We start from the raw sequence: 17,014 nt of genomic DNA, 5'->3' as shown, positions 1-17,014 counted from the left end.
ATTTTGTGAATTTTCAATTTGATTAAAGTTCGATATCACCAAACAAATCAGCCATTGAAAATCCTGTTTGTGTTTCTGGAAGTTCGAAATCACGCTTCTCTTGACGTCTTGGACGACGTGGACGAGCAGCACGTTTTTCTTCTTTTTGTCCTTCTTCTTGAGCTGGACGTTCTTCAAGAGCTTTAATAGAAAGTGATACACGCTCTGCATCTGCGTTAACTTCAAGAACTTTAACTTGAACTTCTTGACCAACTTTAAGAGCTTCTTTTGGATTTTCAATACGTTTGTGTGAAATTTGTGATACGTGAACAAGTCCATCGATACCTGGCAATACTTCAACAAATGCACCGAAGTCAGTCAAACGTTTAACTGTTCCTTCTACTACATCACCTTTAGCCAATTTTTGCTCAACACCATCCCATGGTCCTGGTACTGTTGCTTTAAGTGAAAGTGATACACGTCCTTCTTCTTCGTTAAGATCAAGGATTTTCACTTCAATTTCTTCACCAACAGTTACAACTGATTTTGGTGAAACGTTACGTTCATGTGACAATTCAGTCAAGTGAACCAATCCGTCAACACCACCAAGGTCGATGAAAGCACCGAAACTTGTGATACGAGCAACTTTACCAGTTACAACATCACCAACAGCAAATTTACCAAATACTTCAGCGCGAGCTGCTGCTGTAGCTGCTTCAACAACTTCACGACGTGAAAGGATGAAGCGGTTTTCTTTAGCATCAACTTCTTTGATTTTAGCGTCAAATTCTTGACCTACAAAACGCTCAGTGTTACGTACGAAACGAGTATCCAACATTGAAGCTGGGATAAATCCACGAACACCTTCAAATTCTACTGAAAGTCCACCTTTAACGGCACGAGTTCCTTTAACAGTAACAACTTCTTCTTCGCGACCAACAAGTTTGTCCCATGCTTTGCGAGCTTCAAGGCGTTTTTTAGATACAAGGTATGTAACTGTATCAGTATCTTTACCAACTACTTGACGAAGTACAAGAACATCCAATACTTCTCCTACTTTAACAAAGTCATTGATATCTGCATCGCGATCGTTTGTCAATTCGCGAAGAGTCAAGACACCTTCAACACCAGTTCCAGAGATTGCAACGTTAGCTTGAGTCGCATCAACTGTCAATACTTCAGCACTAACAACATCACCAGTCTCAACTTGGCTAACGCTATTTAGCAAATCTTCAAATTCGTTCATCTAAAAAATCCTCCAACAATCAAGTTTTTTCTTAAACTTGACATACTTATAATTTTTTTCCTAAGCACCCGCAAGGACATGTTCATATCATTCACGTCTTTCAATTATAAAAATAAAATACCCTAAGATATTTTGCTTTTTATCTTGATTATTACCTAAGAACTGGGGTAGCTGGATTCGAACCAACGCATGAGGGAGTCAAAGTCCCTTGCCTTACCGCTTGGCTATACCCCATTGATAAAATGGAGAGAGAGGGATTCGAACCCCCGAACCCGAAGGAGCGGATTTACAGTCCGCCGCGTTTAGCCTCTTCGCTATCTCTCCTACAATCAACATGGACTATTATATCATGAAAATTTCAAAAAAACAAGACTTATTTTGCTAAATTATAATTTTCAATCAAAATTTCCACAGCTTTTTCCAATTTTTTATAAAAACTATCGACATTCCCATTCTTTATGATGGCAAATTGTCCATCTAATTCGGCAATTTCTCCGATAATTTTTTTACCAATGATCAAGGTATAGCCTTCAAAACTGTCTTTTCCTACATTAACTTTGGCATCTGCTACTTGAATTTCGATTTTTTTATCTTTCTTACTCATTTCATACCTCTCTTCACTTTTTCTATTGTACAAGAAAATCCTAAAACTAGCAAGAAAAAACTCTATATCAGGCTTGTCTGATATAGAGTTTTATGTAAACAACCTCAATCGGTTTAGCATAGCTAATAGTTAGTAAACAAGCATAATTGACTATCCTTTTTAGGTTATCAGTGAGTCTCACCACCTACTAACTGCAAATCCTTATCTTTGTAGTCTACAATAGCTTCAATAGCTAGCTCTATGCCTCTTACAATATCGCATAGACTCATTCCTGCAGTATTCGGCTTATTTACTACTTGTTCCATCATATATGGAATATGCATGAAACCTGCTCTCATATTAGGGAATTTTTTATCCACTAAATAAAGAGCTTGGTACATCAAATGATTGCAAACAAAGGTTCCTGCACTATTGGACACAACTGCTGGAAGTCCCTGTTTTTTAATATCTTGTACCATCGCTTTGATAGGTAAACTACTAAAATAGGCCGATGCTCCATCAATACGAATCGGTGTATCAATTGGTTGATTGCCTTCGTTATCAGGTATGCGAGCATCATCTTGATTAATAGCCACTCGTTCAGGTGTTAAGCCGGTCCTGCCGCCTGCTTGTCCAATACAAAGTACAGCATCTGGTTGATATCGTAATATTTCTGCCTCTAAAACTTCTGACGACTTATAAAAAACCGTTGGAATTTCTACCCAGCGAACTTCGGCCCCATTAATCTCAGATGGTAATAATTTTACAGCCTCCAAAGCTGGATTAATCTTTTCACCTCCAAAAGGATTAAAACCTGTAACCAATATTTTCATTTTATTTTCCTTTACTAAAATGCGAGAAAGTACATTAAGAATATGTGAATAACAATCATTACTAGAGCAACACCTGCTTGAGACTTTATAACGCCATTCTGATCTTTCATATCCATCAATGCTGCTGGTAGAGCGTTAAAATTAGCAGCCATTGGGGTCAATAAGGTCCCACAATAACCTGCTGTCATGGCAAGAGCACCAGCCACAATTGGATTAGCTCCTAGAGCAAATACAAAGGGAACTCCAACACCTGCTGTAATAACGGTGAATGCTGCAAAAGCATTTCCCATAATCATTGTGAATAGAACCATTCCAAGAACATAGGCCAAAACTCCTATAAAGCGACTATCTGAAGGAACAATACCGCTAATCAGATGAGAGATAACATCACCAACACCTGCTACAGTAAAAATAGCCCCCAAAGCCCCTAATAATTGGGGAACAATCCCACTTGTTGAAACTTGCTGAGTCATTCGATTATTTTCTGATAACAGACTCTTAGGGTGACTATTGGTAATCACAAGAACAGAAATTGTAGCAAACAAGGCGGCAAGGCTAATCGAAATCTTGCTAAATTCTGGAATCATTTGCGCTAAGACCAACGCAAGTATTGCCATCAGCATAACTGGAATAAAAATTTTATTTTTCAATCTATTAGATTCAATATTGGCTTTCATTTCATCCAAGGATGGCAAGGTTCCGATACGGACTTGCTTAAACAATGTTAACAGCGATAATAGGATTACAATAATACCAATACTCATATTTGGCATATAGGAACCACCTATAAACGTAATAGCCAATAGAGTCCAAAATGCAGATGTTCCAAATCGGACTGGATTTGTTTTATCTTTATAACTACAATAGGCTGTATGGAGAAATTGACAACCAATCACAATATAGGTCAACTCTAATAGTTGCTTTGCCAACTCTGTCATTTTTGTTCTCCTCCCCTAGTCTTTTCTGATGTCAATTTTTTATCAAATAAATAATTGTAAATCCCCACTACAATAAGTGTTATAACAGCAACAATAATAGATGCAGAAGCAATCCCTGCATAATTGCTTTCATAGCCTAACTGATCTAATGTTCCCCCTATCAAGAGGACTCCCCCAGCACCTACAAACGTATTTTGAGCAAAGAAATTTCCAAAATTTTCATTTGCAGCCGCACGCGCTTTTATTGTCTCATCTTCAACCTCTGTTAACTTTCTACCTAATTGAGACTCTGCTGCTGCTTCTCCCATAGGTTGAACCAAAGGTCTGACAAACTGAGGGTGTCCTCCTAGACGAATTGAAAAGAAACCAGCTAACTCTCGAATAAAGAAATAAACTGTATAGAAGTTTCCAACTGTCAGACCTTTAATCTTTCGAATCAAATCAATTGATCGTTGCTTGAGTCCAAAGGTTTCTGACAGTCCCACAAGAGGTAAGGTAACCATAAAAATCGTGAGCACTCGCTGATTGCTAAATTCTTTTCCCAAAATCTCCAAAAATTCAACGAGAGAAACACCTGAAACTAAAGCTGTAACCAAACCAGCTAAGACTACTGTTGCAATTGTATCAAATTTTAAAATAAAACCCACAACAATGATTGCTATTCCTATTAATCTAATCCACTCCATATCAAACTCCTTTATATCCAAAATGACAGTATTTTTAAAATTTTATCAAGATCAATACCATTCCTTATTTAATGTGTTTTTCTAGTTCTTTTTGGTATTTGCTATTGGATTCCAATTTTTCTTTTTGCCATTTTTCAAGAGCTTCGTCATATTCTTTTGTTGTAACAATATCTTTTTGCAATCTCATTCCTTTAAAGATATATGGATCCCCCTTAATACCAACTTGTGAGTATGGTTTTGAGAATGGCACGACATTACTTACAACTGGAGAACCACCAGATGAGGCTGTTGGCATCAATAATGAACTATCTGTCAACCAAGCTTGAGCTTTTGCATATTTTTCATATCTCTTCTCTAGGTCAGTGGTCTCAGAAACAGCATCTTCTAACAATTTCTTATATTGATCCAAACCAAGTTTCGCTACAACATCCTTATCTTTTCCTTTAGTAATACCAAGGTGTTTCATGGCAGAACCAGATTTTGGATCCATAATATTCAAGTAAGACGCTGGATCTTGATAGCTTGGAGCCCATCCTGTACTGTTCAAATCATAGTCTTTTTGAGAAGGAACACGCGCTTGTGAAGTGATTGTTTCCTTTTCATTATCTGTCATTTGAAGAACGTCGATAACAACATTTTCAGCACCAAGAGTTGATTCGATTGACTGTTTGAAAGAGTTGCTTTGTTGAACGGCGATGGTATCTGTTTGTTCAACTGGGACATCCAAGTGAATTGGGAAAGTGACCCCTTTAGATTCCAAGTCTTTCTTAGCTTTTTCGAACGTAGCTTTAGCCTTGTCAGGGTTGTAAATAGAGTCCTTACCGTCAACTAGCTCAACACCTTTCCATTGGTCACCGTAGTTCACCAACTCTGCTTGAGCGATTTGACCAAAGTTCTTACCCCCTGCTTGTACAAAGTTGTCAGGAACGAGGCTGTTACGAATAATCTTGTCCGCACCATCTTCACCGTTTAGCTGGGCAGCATACGAATGACGGTTGAAGGCAAAGTTGATAGCCTGACGGAAGTCCTTATTAAGCATAGCTTCTTTTGTAGAAGTCTTTTGCTCTTCGCTTGTTTTCGCAGTTTTATTGTATGACTGACGATTTACGTTAAAAGTAAAGTAATAACTACTTGAGTCCTGTGGGCTATAAGTGATTTTATCTCCGTATTCTTTCAAAGTCGAAGCAAAGTTTGAGCTGCTTGGGAAGAGACGGGCTGTCGTATAAGCACCAGAGGAGAAGCTACGGATCAAAGACTCCTGATCTGAACCATCGTAGTAGGTCAATTTAATCTTCTCAATTTTAACATTTTCTTTATCCCAGTAATTTGGATTTTTTTCATATTCAATCAACGATTTAGAAGTCAATGTTTTTAAGAAATAAGGTCCATTGTAGAGAATCCCTGCTGGGCTAACCTCTCCGTAATTCTTTCCAGATGCCTTTAAAAACTCTTCATTTACAGGCAACATCGTCGCTGTTGTAACTTTTGAATTCCAGAAACTTTCTGGCGCATTCAATGTATACTCAACTGTGTAGTCATCCAAAGCTTTAACACCAACTGCAGAGAAATCATTGGTTTCACCAGTCATATAGGCGTCCAAGCCTTTGATTGAATTTTGGATGAGAGAGACACCGTCTGACTTACCATCAGCAACGTGTTTTAGTCCTGTCACAAAGTCATGGGCTGTTACTTCTGCGTATTCTTCGCCTTCTGATGTGTACCATTTCACTCCTTTACGAAGTTTATAGGTATAAGTCAATCCATCTTTTGAGACAGACCAATCCTCAGCCAAAGAAGGAATAACATTACCATATTTATCATTTTCCATCAAACCATCAACGACATTTCCGATAATATCTGTTGTGGATGTACGCGTTGCTATGCTGTAGTCCAAGGATGCTGGATCCACTGCATAGACATAAGAAAATGTTGTCGGAGCATCTGCTTCTTTATCAGCTTTTCCACAGGCTGCTAAAAGATGTTGTGCTTAGGATAAGTCCTGTTGTTAAAATCCACTTTTTCGATTTCATAAAAATCTCCTTTAATATATTTTTAATCTACTTTTACAATCCAACCTTCTGGCGCTGGAATATCACCAAACTGAATACCTGTCAATTCATCATAGAGTTTACGAGTCACAGGACCTACTTCTGTTTCGCTATAGAATACATGGAAATCATTACCGTGTTGAATGCCTCCAATTGGAGAAATAACCGCTGCTGTACCACAGGCACCTGCCTCTACAAAACGGTCAAGGTTATCAATTGGAACATCACCCTCAATAGGAGTTAAACCCAAGCGGTGTTCTGCCAAATAAAGCAAAGAATACTTGGTAATAGATGGCAAGATAGATGGACTCAATGGTGTTACAAATTCATTATCAGCTGTAATTCCAAAGAAGTTAGCTGATCCGACTTCTTCAATCTTTGTATGTGTTGATGGATCTAGGTAGATAACATCTGAGAAATGACGTGACTTGGCCAATTTCCCTGGCAAGAGACTGGCAGCATAGTTTCCACCAACCTTAGCCGCACCTGTACCATTTGGAGCAGCACGGTCATATTCATCCTGAATCAAGAAGTTGGTTGGGACCAAACCACCCTTAAAGTAATTTCCAACTGGCATAGCAAAGATAGTAAAAATATACTCCTCTGCTGGTTTTACCCCGATAATATCTCCGACACCAATCAAAAGAGGGCGAAGATAGAGGGTTCCACCTGTTCCGTATGGTGGTACGTATTCTTCATTGGCACGGACAACTGCTTTACAAGCTTCTACAAACATTTCTGTCGGAACTTGTGGCATCAAGAGACGGTCACATGTCCGTTGCAGGCGTTTGGCATTTTCATCAGGACGGAACAGTTGAACACTGCCATCCTTAGTACGATAAGCTTTCAAACCTTCAAAGGCTTGTTGACCATAGTGAAGACTTGGAGAAGACTCTGAAATATGCAAGGTTGCATCTTCTGTAAGTTCTCCTTGATTCCATTGTCCATTTTTAAAATGAGCAATATAGCGATAAGGTAATTTCATATAGGAGAAACCAAGGTTTTCCCAATCAATCGTTACTGTCATATTCCACTCCTTATTCTAAAAACCTATTTCTTATATTCTACACTATTTTTCTAAAATAGCAAGTATATTTTGTAATTTTCAGAAAATTTCTTCAATAAAAAGAACCAGCTCTTAGAACTGACTCTTCATTTCACTTATTTAGCTTCTGTAAATACTTCTTTAAGATAAGCGTCAAAAACTTCTTCATCTGAAATCGTGTCAGAAATGAAGCTTCCATTGCTAGTGCGTTCTGACAAGTTCAAGTCTTGCAATCGGCTTTCATAGATTGTTCCTTTATTGGATTGGACAAGCAGAATTTGATCGTTCCCGTCCACTTCTGTACTGAAGAGGTCACCAACGAAGCCTTGTTCTGCAACTGCACCAGCCAAGAAGACACGGTGCGGTTTGTTTTTCAACTCACGCAAGACTTGTAGTCCTCGTTTGGCACGGCTGGTTGCCGGAATTTCGTCAATAGAAACACGTTTCAAACTTCCACGTTGGGTCAAGAGGTAGAAGGATGAGGTATTGCAAATAAAGGCAGACTGGAGAACATCATCTTCTTTCAAGTTCATAGCCTTGACCCCTGCAGCCTTGGCACCGACAACCGGAACCTCTTCAATATTGAAACGAAGGGCATAACCGTTTTGGCTAATCAAGACAACATCATCCAATTTAATTGGAGCCACTGCTACAATCTGGTCTGTCTCGTCTTTGAGCTTAGCATACTTGACAGACTTAGTTTTATAGGTCCGCCATGGAGTGAATTCTTTTCGTTCTACCCGTTTGATTTGACCAAGACGAGTAGCTGCAAAATAAGTTGTCGCATCATCAAACTGATCCACAACTTCCACATAAAGGATTTCTTCATTCGTTTCAAAATTGGTAATAGTTTGGCTCAAATGCTCTCCGATGTCCTTCCAGCGAATATCTGCTAATTCATGGATTGGTCTGTAGATGACATTTCCAAGAGTCGTGAACATCAAGAGATGCTGGGTTGTCTTGGCAGATTGAACAAAAATCAAACGGTCGTCATCACGTTTGCCAATTTCCTCTAGCGTTGAAGCCGCAAAGGAACGCGGGCTGGTACGCTTGATGTAACCTGCCTTGGTTACGCTGACGTAGGTATCTTCCTCGGCGATCAGACTAGCTGTATCAATCTCGATTGCTTTCGCAGTGTCTTCTAAAGTACTCAAACGTGGAGTCGCAAATTTCTTCTTGACCTCACGAAGTTCTTTCTTCATGAGATTGTACATGGTCCGTTCATCACCGATAATCGCCGCAAGCATAGCAATCTTTTCACGAAGTTCTGCTTCTTCTTCCTGCAAGACAACTACGTCTGTATTGGTCAAACGGTACAGTTGCAAGGTTACGATAGCCTCAGCCTGTTCTTCCGTAAAATCATAGCTAACTTTGAGGTTTTCCTTGGAGTCAGCCTTATTCTCAGAAGCGCGGATAAGAGCAATGACTTCGTCCAAAATCGAAATCACACGAATCAAACCTTCGACAATATGGAGACGCTTCTCAGCCTTCTCCTTGTCAAAGCGGGAACGAGCCAAAATCACTTCACGACGGTGGGCGATGTAGCTAGACAAGATTGGAACTATCCCAACCTGACGAGGCGTGAAATTGTCAATCGCCACCATATTAAAGTTGTAGTTGATTTGCAGGTCTGTGTATTTGAAGAGATAGTTGAGAACGAGCTCCGTATTAGCGTCTTTTTTGAGCTCAATCGCAATACGAAGACCATCACGGTCAGACTCATCACGAACCTCAGCAATGCCTGCCACCTTGTTATTGACACGAACATCATCGATTTTCTTGACTAGATTGGCCTTGTTGATTTCATAAGGAATCTCAGTAATAACGATTTGTTCCTTACCACCTTTTAGCTTTTCAATTTCAGTCTTGGAACGAACAACCACGCGCCCTTTCCCAGTCTCATAAGCTTTCTTGATTTCATCACGACCCTGAATAATAGCCCCTGTAGGGAAGTCTGGTCCAGGCAAGAATTCCATGAGTTTATCAATCTTTGCAGTTGGGTGGTCAATCATGTAAACTGCAGCATCTATGACCTCAGCTAAATTATGGGGAGGAATGTCTGTGGCATAACCAGCCGAAATCCCAGTCGAACCATTGACCAAGAGGTTTGGAAAGGCTGCTGGCAAGACTGTCGGCTCTTTCTCGGTATCGTCAAAGTTCCAAGCAAAAGGAACAGTCTTTTTATCGATATCTTGAAGAAGGTAGCCAGCAATTTCAGACAAACGCGCCTCAGTATAACGCATAGCCGCAGGCGGATCTCCGTCCATAGAACCGTTGTTACCGTGCATTTCGACCAAAATCTCACGATTTTTCCAGTCCTGTGACATACGAACCATGGCATCATAGATGGAACTGTCACCGTGTGGGTGGAAATTCCCCATGATATTCCCGACAGACTTGGCCGACTTACGATAGCTCTTGTCAAAAGTATTTCCATCTTTATTCATCGAATAAAGAATACGACGCTGAACCGGCTTCAAGCCATCACGAATATCTGGCAAAGCCCGGTCTTGAATAATGTACTTGGAGTAGCGACCAAAGCGCTCTCCCATGATGTCCTCTAGGGACATGTTTTGAATGTTAGACATATAGGATACAGAGCCCGTAAAATACCAAGTGAAAATAGAAAATTCTTGAAGTAAGCAAGCTCACCAGAGAATTTATCTTTTTCACGCATCATTTAGGGCGTGTTCAACTCCTTTCAAAGAATATAGAGTATGTGTAATGATAAAAGGATTAGTCCAATGTTCAGTTACCGTAAGTAACCAAACTATCCTTTCTGTAATTTAATATGTTGCTTCAGTTAACAAGGAATTTCACATAGCATTTAGGGCATGTTCAATTTCTTTCGAAGAATGTAGTGTATTTTTTATGGAAAAAGAAAAAATATAGAGTAAGTGAGTTTCATCCAATTCCTGTATCGCCATTTCCACTTGAAAGTCTACTCCACAAATCCTCGTTTATACTTGATATGACTGGCGATATTGCTATCTACATCTTTCTTATCCCAAAGTTGGAGTTCCCATGGGTAGTAAAAATTACTTTTATTTTTAAAATAGATATGAATACCGACATAGCCATCTTTATCACGTAAATACCAGTTTTTTAGTCCGTACAGCTCTTGCCAATCATCTAGTTTCTCCATAACTTGAGCTATCTCTTTGGAACTTAAAATCATACGAGCACCAAAAATATCATTAAGAATTGAATTCACAGGATAGCCCTCTTGACGCTCTGAAAAACGTGTAATTTTATCTAAAATAGACTCAGAAGTTTTGACACGATAAACATAGGCAATATCTTGGACATCCGCTTTCATCAGATAATCATTAATTGACTCATGTAAATTCAGACGGTAGGCCAAAATCGCTTTAGTCGGAACTTTTGAAAAGGTATGCTTGAGATTGATTTTTTCCACCTTACCCGTTTCAAAATAATCTTTAGAATATTCTCGATGAATACGATTAATCTCTGTAATGAGGCGTTCCACTTTTTCAATCATGAGTCTTCTCCTCTCGCTTTTTCATTTTTCCAGTTATTCCCAAACTTCTTCACTCTTTCCTTAGCATACTCAATCATCTTCTCAGCCACTTCTTTATCGTAGTCAAATCCCATTTTTTGAGCAAGAAATTGAGCTTCTTGGTGGAAAAGTTGCATCGTAGCCAATAAAGACTGAGTAATTTTATCTATACTTGAAAAATCAAGCAAATCTGAGAATTCCTTTTCTTTATCAGTGGGTAAATAGTTAAAAAGATACTTATAATTCTTGCCGACGTCTACTGTTCCCTTATCACTTGCGACCTGCCAAGCCAAGATTTTCAAGAGTTCTTGTTGGCAAATACCATAGAGATGGTCAGTAGCATAGAATACCTGCTTGCGACAAATCCCTTTGACAACGTAGGCTGACACCCACCAAAATTCATTACAGGAATTTTTAAAATCCGTTTCAGTAGCTGGGGTTATCCAGTGACGCTTTGGACTGGGAGAATAGGACTCAAATAAGTCCTTCTCATCTTCCAAAACTATGAATTTCGACTCGCTATCTACCCATTCTTTCATGTGTTCTTTAGGACATAGGGTTAAATCAATGCGGTTACCATCCTCAAAGAGCATGAGATAAAGATGTCGCTGGTCAAGTAGGACATGCTGTTCAATCAGGCGTTTGCCAAAATGCTCCAACCAAGAAAGGTCACTCGTCAGATTATCTAAATCATCCACGACATAGACCACGTCATAGTCTTGAAATTCATCTTTTAGGGCCTTTGGATTTGCCCGTGAACCAGACATGGCGACAGCTTTAACTTGTAAAGTTTTGGCAGTTTGTAAAATCAGATTTAGCATTTCTGTCTCAGCTCTCATGTCAGTACCTTCTCATTTTATAGATTACTAGGTGTCTACTTCTTCTTACTGGATAGTTTTTATATTATAATTCCCTTGTCTTGTAAAGACTGTATCCTTCGTAGTAGTATGAAGCATCTACTCCCTTAAAGAAACTGGTCTGACTGAGGTCATCCGTCAAGTTATTGAGGAGTAAATACTTGAGTTCTCCAGTCGATACTGCACTACGCTTCATGGCATTCAGGTATTCATCCTTATCAATGGCGTTCCAATCTACCACCTTACCCAGCTTCTCACGAAGCATACAATCTAGCCAAATCCGCATGGCGCGTCCATTTCCCTCACGGAAAGGATGGGCAATATTCATATCCGCATACTTATCAACCACTTGATCAAAATTGTCATGAGGAAGTTTGTCAATATACTGTAAGGATTGCTCTAAAAAAATACGGGGGGCAAATTGAAAGTTATCCTTTGCAATATTGACATCACGGATTTTTCCAGCGAAATCATAGATACCTGAAAAAAGATAGTGGTGAATAGCTGACAGCCCTGCAAATGTCCCAACTTCCATCTTGAACAAGTCTCCTGTCTGAAAAAGCAGGGCGGCTTGTTTTTTTGTCAGTTTTTCTTCTGCATCTGCCAGCTGGGCTGAGTTTGTAATGCCTAGTTTATTTTCCAATACCATATCTTCCCCTTATTAACGCCATTTTGTTATGAAATCATGTTCTATCAAAACCTAAATAAGTTGAAAATCCTAGAAGATAGATCACTCTTGCAACTGCCAATTCACTATCATCTTCAATATTTCCTTCTGCTTTCATAATGATTTCTTCAAAAACAGTATCATTTGGCACGATCTCTGTTCCCATTTTTTCTACTGCCTTCTCAGCTACTGATGGTAAATTCATACACATCTTATAAAAGGCATCTTTTTCACCCGTTACCATGAAATAAAATTGATCCAGGCTAACTCTACGAATAAATTTGTGACCAACTTTTTCCCCGTCAACTTTAGGTTCCCATTTAATATTTTGAGATTGCTTTGAAATTGCTTCGACCAAGAAACAGGCACAATCGTCATCCTTCAATAACTGATTTTGCATCTTGATAAAAGTCTTCCCTGATGATGCAGAATTCATAGTATTGTGTTTATTTTTCATTTCAACATAAATTCTACTTACACGCGAACCATCAGGTAAAGAAATTCCTTCTGGATTCTCATATATAACATCCCAGCCACCTTCTTTTCCATTATCTGGGACACGACAATTCTTCATATATCTGAAAATAGTTTGATGGAAATAGCCAATATCATTATTATTTGATTTATCTCTTTGGCGAAAAATTTCATTACTAATAATTTCATCCCAAGAACTACGATAAACCGACTTATCAAAAATTAATTTTACAGGATCTACAATATTCTTATTAAATCGTTTCAAATCAAAAGATTTCAATTTTTCACCATACTTCGAAATAGTATCCTGAACATGTTTTAAAAAATCTTCTTCACTAATAAAATCTACATCCCAAGTCATAATTGCTCCAAACTTTCTTTTATCTTTATCCCCACTTCATAAGCCAAGTTAACTGGAACAGCATTCCCCACTTGCTTATATTGATTTCCTATGCTCCCTTGGAATATCCAATCATCTGGAAAACTTTGAATGCGAGCATTTTCACGAACTGTAAAAGGACGAGCCTCCAATGGATGGCAACGTTCTGTTTGTTTTTGGGTAGGAGATGTTAAAACTGTTAAAGATGGTTCATCTAAACTCATTCTTCTCAAAATACCTGTCCTGCCCCCAGTCATATCCCAAGTTGACTTCATATACTCTTTTGCAATATCTTCTGGAATATCACGCCAATAGCCACCTGGGGGAACTAATTCAAAAATTTTTCTCTTGTAATCAGAATATTGTGCACCAACACTAGGCGGACTATCTAATAATATATCTCTCAATACTGGCTTATATTCATGTGGTTCTGGATAATCAAACGAAATAATATCAGCTAAGTCATTTCTAACCCCAACCATAATCATACGTTCACGTTTCTGAGCCACTCCATAATCCCAGGCATTTAAAACCTTCCATTTAACCGTGTAACCTTCATCCGAAAAAATATCCATAATAGTTCGAAATGTTTTTCCATGATCATGAGAAACTAGGCCACGTACATTTTCAAAAACAAACATTTTCGGTTGAAGTTTATTTAGAAATATTGCATAGTGGTAGAATAATGTACCTCGAGCATCCTCTAAACCTAAACGTTTCCCAGCATAAGAAAAAGCTTGACAGGGAGCACCTCCGCTCAACAGTTCTAGTTCTCCCTTTTTTATATTAAAATATTCCTCCAAATCAAGAGATGAAATATTTGCAATATCATCATGAATGACATTCCAACTAGGTCTGTTGTGTTTCAATGTTGCCGCTGCTGCTTTATCAAACTCAATCAAACCAATGGCTTCGAATCCAGCTTTTTCTATTCCAAGTGCCAAACCACCTGCACCTGCAAATAATTCAATAACTCTCACTCTTATTTCCTCTTTAAACTAACTTAAAACACTGTCGCTTCTTCCAGCGTAAACTTGACATTGTCCTCAATCCACTTACGGCGTGGTTCAACCTTGTCTCCCATGAGGATATTGACACGACGTTCGGCGCGTGCTAGATCTTCGATGGTGACACGTATGAGGGTACGGGTTTCTGGATTCATGGTTGTTTCCCAGAGCTGGTCCGCATTCATCTCACCAAGACCTTTATAACGTTGGAGTGTAGCACCTTTACCGAACTGCTTGCGGAGTTCTTCTAGCTCTCCATCCGTCCAAGCGTAGGCTACTTCTTCTTTCTTGCCTTTACCTTTTGACATCTTGTAAAGAGGCGGAAGGGCGATGTAGACATGACCTGCCTCAACTAGGGGACGCATGTAGCGGTAGAAAAATGTCAAGAGTAAAGTCTGAATGTGGGCACCGTCGGTGTCCGCATCGGTCATGATAATGATCTTATCATAGTTGGTATCTTCAATAGAGAAGTCTGCTCCAACACCTGCACCGATGGTATAAATCATGGTATTGATTTCCTCATTTTTTAGGATATCCGCCATCTTGGCCTTGGCTGTATTGATAACCTTACCACGAAGAGGTAGGATAGCCTGGAATTTACGATCACGACCTTGTTTGGCAGAACCACCGGCAGAGTCCCCCTCGACTAGATAGAGTTCATTCTTAGCTGGATTCTTGGACTGGGCTGGGGTTAATTTACCAGACAGCAATCCCTTATCTTTCTTATTTTTCTTGCCATTTCGGCTCTCATCACGTGCCTTACGGGCTGCCTCACGAGCATCACGGGCCTTGATAGCCTTGCGAATGAGATTAGAAGCCAATTCCCCATTTTCCATAAGGAAGAAGGTCAACTTATCTGCCACAATTCCATCCACAACTGGGCGGGCAAGAGGGCTTCCTAGTTTGTCCTTGGTCTGTCCTTCAAACTGGAGGTGTTCTTCAGGGACTAGAATAGAGAGAACGGCTGCTAGCCCCTCACGATAGTCTGATCCTTCAAGGTTTTTATCTTTTTCCTTGAGAAGACCTGTCTTACGCGCGTAGTCGTTCATAACCTTGGTAATAGCGGACTTGAGTCCTGTCTCGTGCGTTCCACCGTCCTTGGTGCGAACGTTATTAACAAAGGACAAAATATTATCTGAAAATCCGTCATTGTACTGGAGGGCCACTTCCACTTGAAAACCATTGTCTTCCCCTTCAAAGTAAAGAACCGGCGTCAATGTTTCCTTGTCTTCGTTCAGATAAGAAACAAAGTCCTGCACCCCATTCTCATAGTGGAATTCAATCGCTTCATCTGTTCGTTTATCAGTCAAAGACAAGGTCACATTTTTCAAAAGAAAGGCTGATTCATTGAGGCGTTCTGAAATGGTATTGTATTTGAAGTCTGTCGTAGAAAAGATAGTCGCATCAGGCATGAAGGTAACCTTGGTACCTGTTGTAGTCTTGGGTGCAGTACCGATTTTCTTCAAGGTCGTGACAGGTTTTCCACCATTTTCAAAACGTTGCTTATAGATTGCCCCGTCACGGATAATTTCAACTTCTAACCAACTAGAAAGGGCATTAACAACGGAAGAACCCACCCCGTGCAGACCACCTGATGTCTTATAACCACCTTGACCGAATTTCCCTCCGGCGTGAAGAATGGTAAAGATAACCTCAACAGTTGGAATTCCCATAGCGTGCATACCAGTTGGCATCCCACGTCCATGGTCTTGAACCGTTAAACTGCCATCTTTATTGATGGTCACATCAATACGGTCACCAAATCCAGACAAGGCTTCATCGACAGCATTATCGACGATTTCCCAGACTAGGTGGTGGAGCCCAGCGCCATCGGTCGATCCGATATACATCCCTGGACGTTTTCGGACCGCATCCAACCCTTCTAGCACCTGAATGGCATCATCATTATAATTATTAATATTGATTTCCTTTTTTGACACAAGGAACCTCCTATTCGTTCATCTTTACTATTCTACAGGTTTTCCAAGGATTTTGCAAAATTTTTCTTTCTCCGCTGTGACAATTTCAGAAGAGATTCTCTGCCTTTCTTCTCCATTTCATGATATAATAGGAGTATGATTACAATAGTTTTATTAATCCTAGCCTATTTGCTGGGTTCGATTCCGTCTGGTCTCTGGATTGGACAAGTATTCTTTCAAATCAATCTGCGTGAACACGGTTCTGGAAATACTGGAACAACCAATACTTTCCGCATTTTAGGTAAGAAAGCTGGTATGACGACCTTTGTGATTGACTTTTTCAAAGGAACTCTAGCAACGCTTCTTCCAATTATGTTTCATCTGCAAGGCGTTTCGCCTCTCATCTTTGGACTTTTGGCTGTTATTGGCCATACCTTCCCTATCTTTGCAGGATTTAAGGGTGGTAAGGCTGTCGCAACCAGTGCTGGAGTGGTTTTCGGATTTGCGCCTGTCTTCTGTCTCTACCTTGCAGTTGTTTTCTTTGGAACCCTCTATCTTGGTAGTATGATTTCACTATCTAGTGTCACAGCATCTATCGCAGCCGTTATCGGAGTTCTACTCTTTCCACTTGTTGGTTTTATCCTGAGTCACTATGACCCTCTCTTCATCGCTATTATCCTAGCACTTGCTAGTTTGATTATCATTCGTCATAAGGACAATATCGCTCGTATCAAAAACAAGACTGAAAATTTGGTCCCTTGGGGATTAAACTTAACCCATCAAAATTCTAAAAAATAAACGCCAGTTTGAACAGAACTGACGTTTTTTTGTAT

At 39.6% G+C, this 17,014-nt stretch carries 14 protein-coding genes, 2 tRNA genes and 1 pseudogene; 1 reads left to right on the top strand and 16 read right to left on the bottom strand.

Annotated features, from left to right (window positions below):
• Positions 1 to 22 precede the first annotated feature (22 nt).
• The 16 genes and pseudogenes from rpsA to parE all read right to left on the bottom strand — a co-directional run bounded on the left by rpsA (position 23) and on the right by parE (position 16,202).
• Positions 23 to 1,225: a 30S ribosomal protein S1 gene (gene rpsA / locus HT671_RS02585; protein ID WP_001001629.1), complete on the bottom strand. Its 1,203-nt coding sequence runs from the start codon at positions 1,223 to 1,225 to the stop codon at positions 23 to 25.
• A 162-nt stretch (positions 1,226 to 1,387) separates the two neighbouring features.
• A tRNA-Gln gene (locus HT671_RS02580) sits at positions 1,388 to 1,459 on the bottom strand.
• Positions 1,460 to 1,468: 9 nt separating this feature from the next.
• Positions 1,469 to 1,549 (bottom strand) — tRNA-Tyr (locus tag HT671_RS02575).
• Between the two features lie 49 nt (positions 1,550 to 1,598).
• Positions 1,599 to 1,829 carry a DUF2969 family protein gene (locus HT671_RS02570; RefSeq protein WP_050222941.1) on the bottom strand — a complete coding sequence of 77 codons (231 nt, stop codon included), beginning with the start codon at positions 1,827 to 1,829 and terminating at the stop codon, positions 1,599 to 1,601.
• Positions 1,830 to 1,996: 167 nt separating this feature from the next.
• Positions 1,997 to 2,641 (bottom strand): pyroglutamyl-peptidase I, encoded by a 645-nt coding sequence (gene pcp, locus HT671_RS02565; RefSeq protein WP_172923025.1) that lies wholly within the window; start codon positions 2,639 to 2,641, stop codon positions 1,997 to 1,999.
• Between the two features lie 14 nt (positions 2,642 to 2,655).
• The gene (locus HT671_RS02560) at positions 2,656 to 3,579 is read right to left on the bottom strand and encodes a DUF979 domain-containing protein (protein ID WP_050222940.1); all 924 of its coding nucleotides are present in this window, start codon (positions 3,577 to 3,579) and stop codon (positions 2,656 to 2,658) included.
• Positions 3,576 to 4,265 carry a DUF969 domain-containing protein gene (locus tag HT671_RS02555; RefSeq protein ID WP_023940979.1) on the bottom strand — a complete coding sequence of 230 codons (690 nt, stop codon included), beginning with the start codon at positions 4,263 to 4,265 and terminating at the stop codon, positions 3,576 to 3,578. Before HT671_RS02555 ends, HT671_RS02560 begins: the two co-directional genes overlap by 4 nt.
• Positions 4,266 to 4,329: 64 nt before the next feature.
• Positions 4,330 to 6,295: pseudogene (locus HT671_RS02550) on the bottom strand (peptide ABC transporter substrate-binding protein).
• A gap of 22 nt (positions 6,296 to 6,317) precedes the next feature.
• On the bottom strand, positions 6,318 to 7,340 hold the full coding sequence (locus HT671_RS02545; protein WP_023936685.1) for a branched-chain amino acid aminotransferase: 1,023 nt from the start codon (positions 7,338 to 7,340) through the stop codon (positions 6,318 to 6,320).
• 134 nt (positions 7,341 to 7,474) lie between these two features.
• Positions 7,475 to 9,946, bottom strand: a complete 2,472-nt coding sequence (gene parC, locus HT671_RS02540) for a DNA topoisomerase IV subunit A (protein ID WP_078929788.1) — start codon at positions 9,944 to 9,946, stop codon at positions 7,475 to 7,477.
• A gap of 353 nt (positions 9,947 to 10,299) precedes the next feature.
• Complete coding sequence (locus HT671_RS02535; protein ID WP_050222938.1) at positions 10,300 to 10,860, bottom strand: GTP pyrophosphokinase; 561 nt, start codon at positions 10,858 to 10,860, stop codon at positions 10,300 to 10,302.
• Entirely contained in the window at positions 10,857 to 11,717 is an 861-nt protein-coding gene (locus tag HT671_RS02530) for an aminoglycoside 6-adenylyltransferase (protein WP_050222937.1), read from the bottom strand. The genes HT671_RS02535 and HT671_RS02530 overlap by 4 nt, the downstream gene beginning before the upstream one ends.
• Before the next feature lie 64 nt (positions 11,718 to 11,781).
• Positions 11,782 to 12,384, bottom strand: coding sequence for a Fic family protein (locus HT671_RS02525; protein WP_050222936.1), 603 nt, complete (start codon positions 12,382 to 12,384; stop codon positions 11,782 to 11,784).
• A gap of 34 nt (positions 12,385 to 12,418) precedes the next feature.
• Positions 12,419 to 13,237 (bottom strand): Eco47II family restriction endonuclease, encoded by an 819-nt coding sequence (locus HT671_RS02520; protein WP_050222935.1) that lies wholly within the window; start codon positions 13,235 to 13,237, stop codon positions 12,419 to 12,421.
• On the bottom strand, positions 13,234 to 14,235 hold the full coding sequence (locus HT671_RS02515) for a DNA cytosine methyltransferase (protein ID WP_050207868.1): 1,002 nt from the start codon (positions 14,233 to 14,235) through the stop codon (positions 13,234 to 13,236). Before HT671_RS02515 ends, HT671_RS02520 begins: the two co-directional genes overlap by 4 nt.
• A gap of 23 nt (positions 14,236 to 14,258) precedes the next feature.
• Positions 14,259 to 16,202: a DNA topoisomerase IV subunit B gene (parE, locus tag HT671_RS02510; RefSeq protein WP_172923024.1), complete on the bottom strand. Its 1,944-nt coding sequence runs from the start codon at positions 16,200 to 16,202 to the stop codon at positions 14,259 to 14,261.
• Between the two features lie 135 nt (positions 16,203 to 16,337).
• On the opposite strand from parE, the gene plsY reads away from it, so the two are divergent.
• Positions 16,338 to 16,979 (top strand): glycerol-3-phosphate 1-O-acyltransferase PlsY, encoded by a 642-nt coding sequence (plsY, locus tag HT671_RS02505; RefSeq protein WP_023936666.1) that lies wholly within the window; start codon positions 16,338 to 16,340, stop codon positions 16,977 to 16,979.
• The last annotated feature ends 35 nt before the right edge of the window (positions 16,980 to 17,014 follow it).

Source organism: Streptococcus sp. 2741 (genome assembly GCF_013276315.1).
GTDB lineage: Bacteria > Bacillota > Bacilli > Lactobacillales > Streptococcaceae > Streptococcus > Streptococcus pseudopneumoniae.
The sequence above is the reverse complement of the archived record's forward strand: the minus strand, read 5'-3'. Positions and strand labels throughout refer to the sequence as shown.